The organism is Paenibacillus campinasensis, from assembly GCF_002272015.1.
GTDB classification, from domain to species: Bacteria; Bacillota; Bacilli; order Paenibacillales; family Paenibacillaceae; genus Paenibacillus_AQ; species Paenibacillus_AQ campinasensis.
In genome coordinates this window covers 1-2449 of record NZ_NPBY01000128.1, presented here as the reverse complement: position 1 = coordinate 2449, position 2449 = coordinate 1, and the positions used below count along the sequence as shown (strand labels likewise).

Here is a 2449-nt window from a genome sequence, read left to right as displayed (position 1 = left end):
GCAGCACCTTGCTCCAGAAGCCCTTCTTCTCTTCTGGCGGCGGCTCTAGATCCTCTATGGATACTGACGCTTATAAGTTGTCTCTCTGATGTCTCTGCAAATTTCACCATAAAAAAGCTCATTCCCCTCATAAGATCACAAGGTAGAATAAGCTTTTAAAATTTGGATTAGGTAAAATGAATGACCCTCTTCAAGCTGTCATGGTCTCTATTCCTCAGGCATTTACTAGTATGTTCCGGTTATCATTACTACAACCCTTTAAGGACGATTTCTCTTGCAGAATCATCGAATTTCGCACCCTCTACTATTGCTCCTTTCCAAATCACATTAGCAATATTTGTATTTGAAAAATCAGCCCCTGTAAAATCTCCATATGAAAGATTCGCCCCTGTAAGATTCCCTCCAGCAAAGTTTGCATTTTTAGCTTCAACCTTTGTTAAAATAGCCTGAATAAAATCAGACTTCTCAAAATCACCATCTGACAGAGTAGCACTAGTCAGATCAGATTGATCGAAGTTAACCTTCTGGGCTCGAATACCCTTTAGGATGGATCGACGAAATGTAGCTTTTAACATAGTAGTGCCTGAGAGGTTTCCATAAGAAAGATCAACATCATCAAAACACGTTTCAATACATGTACTTATTTTAATTTCTGCATGCTTCATTTGAGATTTACTAAAGTTTGCCTCACTTAGAACACAGTCAGCGATATCAGCACCTTCAAAGTTACAGCTCTCAAAATTAGCAGCAATAAATTCACAATCACGTAGGGATACTCCTATAAGCGAAGAACCTCTAAAATTAATTTCATTTGCATATATACGATCTCCAGCAACTTGAGATAAATCAGAAAAGGATAAATCAATATAATCCAACTCTAAGCCATTAATTATCTCATTTTCGTTTCTTGAATGATCAATGATTTGCATTACTCTATGACGTTCGTTGCTGTGTCCACTCATAATCTCACCTCTGTTGGTCAGCTTTTATTTAAATATTCTTTCCAGGCAGTATTCGGTGAAAATGAAACTCCCATTTTATCTTCATCAAAACTAGGAATAGCTAGTACTTGAGACGTTTGTAAATATTTCATTATCGATAACCAACTTTCTAACAAAGTGTCGTTATCCGATGTGAGAAAGGAAGGAAGTACATCAATACGTATTCCCCCCCAGTCTGGTTCTGTAACCTCTCCAGGGCAATCAAGCAAAAACTCCTTTCCAAACATTTCGAGGAGATGCCCACTGAAGTACGTTCTAGCTCCTATACCGAGCGGGCCATTTGGAAAAAAACGAACCGGTACGGGATAAGCACAAACATCCATCCAAACTTGCATACGCTCTCTTTCGTTATTCCACGGGTATGTTGAAGGCCAAAAAATATGAGCTACACCATAAATCGGCTTTACCAATTGAGCAATTTTATCAGAAAAATCATAAAAGCTCGCTAATAATTTAGGTGAAATAGGTTTATGAAAATCAATTTTCAAAAAAGATCTTTGACTCCACTTAATATCAAACACTCCACTATATTTTGCGGCTTTATCTCGATAAAGATACAGTTCAGAAATCTTGTCTTTTGCAATTACTTTTTCTATTATTTCATTACGATTATATTCTACCTTAACGCCATCACTATTTCCCCAGTAGGTAGGAATCATTTTTTCATTCGCCTCAAAAATTTCCAACAAATTTCTAATCTTATCTTCTATATCCAAAGACACTGTTGGAAACATAGAAATTGATAGTAAATCAGGTTTCATTGCAGGCCCTCCCAAATTGTACTCACAGTTTCTTCCATCTACCTCCCCCAGGAAGGCGAGGATTTGTCTCCCACACGTGAGTAATTACATTTTTTAATGGATCCGTATAGTAAACTTTACTTTTTTCTCCTAGTGGAGCACTTGGTCTAGGACTTGGTGGAACGTCAGCTAAGCTAGGTTTATCACTTGATAACGTCACTACATGTAAACCATTCACTTTATCTTCAAGCATTTCCCTCTGTGCACGCATTTGACTATCATTATGGATGACTTGTTGACCTTCACCAGTTTTATGTTTATGGTCATGGACTAAATTAATTTCACCATTAGTGCTACGCCCTATGCTATCTGGTCGTGTGACATGTCCTTCGCTAGATGTGTGGGTTCTAATTTCTCCTGTATTATTGTTATCTAATTTTTGCCCAAGATGTTGTTCCAAAGCTTTCCTTCCACTTTCTTCTTCTACCCTACCACGCTGTCTATTATTTTCCATCCGTATTCGATCTGAATCCCATTCTTCTCTAGGTTTTATTTCTTTGTCAAGATTTTTCTGTTTCTCAATATATCGTTCATATCTTGCATTATTTGCTGCTTCTATATCACCACGTGCTTCTGCATCATTAATTTTTGTTCTGTAGTATTTATCTTGCTCAGTGGTCAGACCACTCTTGTTTAGGTTTACACCCC

At 37.5% G+C, this 2449-nt stretch carries 3 protein-coding genes; all 3 read right to left on the bottom strand.

From position 1 onward, the window contains the following. Positions 1-248: 248 nt before the first annotated feature. Positions 249-962: a pentapeptide repeat-containing protein gene (locus CHH67_RS25650; protein WP_095268198.1), complete on the bottom strand. Its 714-nt coding sequence runs from the start codon at positions 960-962 to the stop codon at positions 249-251. A gap of 17 nt (positions 963-979) precedes the next feature. Then, positions 980-1762 carry a hypothetical protein gene (locus CHH67_RS25645; protein WP_095268197.1) on the bottom strand — a complete coding sequence of 261 codons (783 nt, stop codon included), beginning with the start codon at positions 1760-1762 and terminating at the stop codon, positions 980-982. Between the two features lie 22 nt (positions 1763-1784). Further along, positions 1785-2449: ADP-ribosyltransferase (locus CHH67_RS25640; RefSeq protein WP_244908328.1), on the bottom strand; the 665-nt coding region annotated here is incomplete at its 5' end.